Source organism: Roseobacter sp. (assembly GCF_024639605.1).
Classification (GTDB): domain Bacteria; phylum Pseudomonadota; class Alphaproteobacteria; order Rhodobacterales; family Rhodobacteraceae; genus Roseobacter.
This window is the reverse complement of the sequence record NZ_JAHEHZ010000206.1, coordinates 1-4,741: the sequence shown is the minus strand read 5'-3', so window position 1 is coordinate 4,741 and position 4,741 is coordinate 1. Positions and strand designations below refer to the sequence as shown.

Below are 4,741 nucleotides of genomic sequence, written 5' to 3'. Positions count from 1 at the left end.
ACTTGACGTTGAGAGGTTGGCGGCATTTTGCACCAGGATCCCGGGCACGCTCTGCGTATCAGGCATCTGCGACATGTTCAGATGCACAGAACCTTCGGTTCCGGTCGTGCCTCCCCCCGGTATGCTCCGGTCTGGTGCATTTCTCCGCTGACTGACGAAAATCAATCGATTTTACTGATAACGGCAGAAACTGCTCAGCACGACGAGCGGAGTGGTCACATGGAAACAAATATGTTGCCTCATATGGAAATGTCCGCCCCGGACACCGGGTGCTGTCCGCGCTTTGATCCAAGCGGTTGGGACGGGCGCCATCTGCACTTTGACAACAAACCTTTCGTTCGTGCGAGGACACGCAGCCTGTTGCATGTGCCGGTAGACATGGGGCGGGTCTTTGCCCGGGTTCAGGGGCATATCGAAGACGCCGGCGCGCAGTGCCCTGACGAGTACCTGGTTCTCAGTCGTGATCTCTCCGCAACCCAAAGCGAACATCTGTTTTCAGTGGCCGGCCCCGTCGCAGATGAGGAAATGACCACATTGTCCGGTGACTACATCACACGTGTGTTCGAAGGCCCTTACAGCAAGGCACCTGACTGGATTCATGAAATGGAGGTAGCCGCCAAAGCAGGCGGCTATGCGGTTGGTCGCATCTACATGTTTTACACTGCATGTCCCAAATGCGCCTGCGCTTATGGCGAGAACTATGTGATTGGCGTCGCGCAGATCGCGGGCGCTGCGGAAGCAAAGGAGGTGGTTGAAGATGAAAGATCCTGAACTGGACATTCTGATTGATGAACTGGAAAGCCGCACAGATCTTACTGTGGCCGATCTGGACGGCGTGGCGAGGGGGCTTGCCTTCCTGTTGCCTGACGCAACCGGAACGGATGATAACCTGGCGGTCAGGATGGGTAACACGGATGCCGTCATCCACATCGCGGATCAGGCTTTTCCCGACTGGACGGTGCACATACACGGGCGTGCAAATGACAAGGACGGTCACTGGCGCTGCACCCTGCGTGAGGCCGACGCACGCGACAACGATGCCATTATCGGCTCCGGCAGATCTCCGGTCCTGTCGCAGGCAATTCTGGCCGCTACCATGCGTCTGGCGATGCTTCAGAACTGATGCGGGTGTTTTCTCGCGGACAGAAAAGCCAGTGCTTTTTGTTGATACCCCGATAGTCGGAAAGGCTGAGGCCGGTGCAATCCATACTGACCATAACGCTTAACCCGGCAGTTGATCTCGCCACGTCAGTTGAACATGTCGTTGCCGGGCCAAAGCTTTATTGCAGGCCTCCCAGGGTCGACCCCGGCGGCGGCGGGGTAAATGTGGCCCGCGCAATAGGCATGCTGGGAGGTGCCGCCAAAGCTCTCGTCGCTGTCGGCGGACCGACGGGTGAACGGCTGCTGCGATTGCTGGAAGAGGAGGGGGTGCGTCCTGTCGTGGTCCGGGTCAGCGGTGATACCCGCGAGAGCTTTGCGGTGACAGATGAAAGTAACGGCGAACAGTTCCGCTTCAGCGTTCCGGGCGCGGTTCTGAGCGAGGACGATGCAGACCGCCTCCTCGACGAGATCGCGGCGCATGCCCCGCAGGACGGCTACGTCGTGCTCAGCGGCGGGGTCGCACCGGGTCTGGGCGACGATTACCCTGCGCGGGTACAGGCCGCGATCGCAGGGCACACAAGGAAACTGGTGGTCGACACATCAAAGGACGCGCTGGCGCGCCTGATCCGGCATCCTCGCGATCCTGTTCATGTACTGCGTTTGAACGCGGCGGAAGCGCGGAAGGTTGCTGGTGAAACCCTTGAAACCGTTGCAGACTTCGTTGCCTTCGGCAGAACGCTGATCAACCGGAATGTCTCGGACATGGTGGTCACCGGTCGTGCGTCGCAGGGTTCCGTTCTGGTCACAAAAAGCGGTCAGTATCTGTGCCGCACGCCAGAGGTGCCCGTTGTCAGCAAAATCGGTGCCGGTGATGCGTTCACCGGGGCCTTTACACTGGCGCTGGCGCGGGGTGAGACACCTGATCTCGCTCTGAAGTCCGGTGTGGCCGCAGCCAGTGCGACAATGGGCACGGAAGGGACCGGACTATGTGATCCGCAGGTAGTAAAAGCCATTCTGCCTGAGTGTCATGTGGAAGTTCTTTAGTCTGCTTCGGCCCTCGCCACGTTTCGCAGGACTTTGATGAAACTGTCCGGGGTCACTGAAATGCTGTCTATCCCAAAGCGCACCAGCCGTTGAGCATACGCCGGATCGTTGCTGGGAGCCTGTCCGCAGAAGCCGACCCTGGTGCCGGCGGCATGTGCCTCGCGGATCACGGTTTCGATCATCCACAAGACAGCCGGATCGTCTTCGCGAAACAGGGTGGCCAGCTCCTCTGAGTCCCTGTCGATCCCCAGTGTCAGCTGCGTCAGATCATTGGATCCGATTGAAAACCCGTCAAAACGCTGCGCGAATTCCGATGCGCGCAGGACATTTGACGGAATTTCACACATAACATAGACCTCAAGCCCGTCCACGCCGCGCTCCAGCCCGTTCTCCGCCATCACAGCGAGGACAAGGTCCGCCTCCTCCGGGGTTCGGCAGAAGGGGATCATCACCACCACATTGTCAAAACCAATCTGTGTCCTGAGCTTCCTGATTGCCTGACATTCCAGCGCAAAGCCCGGCTTGTAGAGATCCGAGTAGTAGCGGGAGGCCCCCCTGAAGCCGATCATCGGGTTCTCCTCGCGCGGCTCAAAATCGCGGCCACCCAGCAGGTCGGCGTATTCGTTCGTTTTGAAATCACTCATCCGGATGATCACCGGCTCGGGGTAGCAAAAGGCAGCGATGCGCGACAGTCCGCGCGCCAGATTGTCGACAAAATATGCGGATTTGTCCTGATACCCGCAGGTCAGATCTTCAATCGCCGACAATTGCCTTTTGTCGGTGACAGCCTCCGGACGGACAAGGGCCAGCGGGTGCACACGCACCGTGTTGCTGATGACAAACTCCATGCGCGCCAGCCCGACGCCCCTGACGGGCAACCGCCACCAGCGCAACGCTGCGGATGGGTTGGCAAGGTTGAGCATAACGCGGGTTTGCGTTTCAGGCAGATCCTGCAGTGCTTCATCCGAGACCGTGATCTGCGAAATACCGTCACTTATGACACCCTGCTCGCCGCCAGCGCATGAGACGGTGACATCCTGTCCGTCGTGCAGAACCTGTGTGGCCGTGCCGCATCCGACCACGGCAGGCACCCCAAGCTCGCGGCTGATGATTGCCGCATGTGAGGTCCGGCCTCCGTGATCCGTGACAATCGCTGCAGCCCGTTTCATGATCGGAACCCAGTCGGGGTCGGTGTTTGAGGTCACCAGAACGGACCCGTCCACGAAACGGTCAATGTCCTTTGCGCTTTCGATCAGGCTGACCCGACCGGCAACCGCCGCGTCGCCGACGCTCAGTCCTGTGATCAGCGTCCGGCCCGGCGCATGGACGGTATGTGTTGTCAGCGCAAGATGGGCGTCGCGGGACTGAACCGTTTCCGGTCTGGCCTGCACGATGTACAGATCGCCGGTCACACCGTCGCGCGCCCACTCCATATCCATGGGCTGTCCGTAGTGATGCTCAATGACGATGGCCTGCCGCGCGAGTTCGAGTATTTCCTGATCGCTCAGGACAAACTTTTGCCTTTCAGCTTTTGACGTGGGAACGGTGCGCGGTGCGCCCGAGGCGTCTTGGATCATCTTGATTTCTTTGCCGCCAAGGCGCTTTTCCAGGATGGGAACGAGGTCGGCTTTGTTCAGGAGTGGCTTGTAAACCTGATACTCATCAGGATCGACGGTGCCCTGCACAATGGTTTCGCCAAGACCCCAGCCGGCATTGATCAGAACGACATCCGGAAAACCGGTTTCGGTGTCGATCGAAAACATCACACCTGAGCCACCGCTGTCCGCACGGACCATCAGCTGCACACCCACCGAAAGCGCTATTTTTGTATGTGAAAAACCTTTGATCTGTCGGTATGATATCGCGCGATCCGTATAGAGCGATGCGTAGCACCTGCGACAGGCGTTCAACAGTTCAGCTTCTCCGGCGACGTTCAGAAAAGTTTCCTGCTGACCGGCGAAACTCGCATCCGGCAGGTCCTCGGACGTGGCACTTGACCTTACCGCGACCTCGACCTCTTCTTTGCCCTGCGCGCGGCACAGGTCTTTGTAGTGCTTCGTGATTGCCTGTGCTGTGTTTTCAGGCCACTCGCCGGACAGAACAATCCCGCGTATCGTTTCTCCGGCGTGATGCAGATCGGTTTTGCCGCTGGCGAGCTTTTCCAGTTCGTCTGCAATGCGGGTGTCCAGATTATTCTCTGAAATAAACGTGTAAAAGGCATGCGCCGTTGTGGCGAAACCCGGGGGGACCCGAACCCCCTTGTGGTCCAATGCGCGGATCATTTCACCCAGTGATGCGTTTTTTCCGCCGACCCTTTCGATATCGTCACGTCTGACGTCAGTGAAATTTACGACCAGATCATGAGAACCCTGCATTCTGCGCCCCTGTTGCACCGTCGGGGCGAGTATGCGGCGCTGGTGAGCGGCGGGATTGATACTGGTCAATCCTGCACCGGTGCTTCCGTTCCGGCCCTGGCTCGAAGGTCTGGAAGACTGTCCCCTCCGGTTTCACAGCACAGATCGACTGATTGCAGGCTGATATCTTCGGTCGCACGCCGACGTTCCGGTGCATCTGGTAAAGCACGCATCGCCACGTA

Annotated in this window: 4 protein-coding genes; 3 read left to right on the top strand and 1 reads right to left on the bottom strand. The window is 58.8% G+C overall.

Annotated elements, in window-relative coordinates:
- Positions 1-219: 219 nt before the first annotated feature.
- The 3 genes from Q0M35_RS17440 to Q0M35_RS17430 all read left to right on the top strand — a co-directional run bounded on the left by Q0M35_RS17440 (position 220) and on the right by Q0M35_RS17430 (position 2,145).
- On the top strand, positions 220-771 hold the full coding sequence (locus Q0M35_RS17440) for a hydrolase (protein WP_295317530.1): 552 nt from the start codon (positions 220-222) through the stop codon (positions 769-771).
- On the top strand, positions 758-1,123 hold the full coding sequence (locus Q0M35_RS17435) for a hypothetical protein (RefSeq protein ID WP_295317529.1): 366 nt from the start codon (positions 758-760) through the stop codon (positions 1,121-1,123). Before Q0M35_RS17440 ends, Q0M35_RS17435 begins: the two co-directional genes overlap by 14 nt.
- A gap of 74 nt (positions 1,124-1,197) precedes the next feature.
- Positions 1,198-2,145 carry a 1-phosphofructokinase family hexose kinase gene (locus Q0M35_RS17430; RefSeq protein WP_295317528.1) on the top strand — a complete coding sequence of 316 codons (948 nt, stop codon included), beginning with the start codon at positions 1,198-1,200 and terminating at the stop codon, positions 2,143-2,145.
- On the opposite strand, the gene ppsA is transcribed toward Q0M35_RS17430, so the two are convergent.
- Entirely contained in the window at positions 2,142-4,520 is a 2,379-nt protein-coding gene (gene ppsA, locus Q0M35_RS17425) for a phosphoenolpyruvate synthase (RefSeq protein ID WP_295317527.1), read from the bottom strand. The genes Q0M35_RS17430 and ppsA overlap by 4 nt on opposite strands.
- Positions 4,521-4,741: the final 221 nt, after the last annotated feature.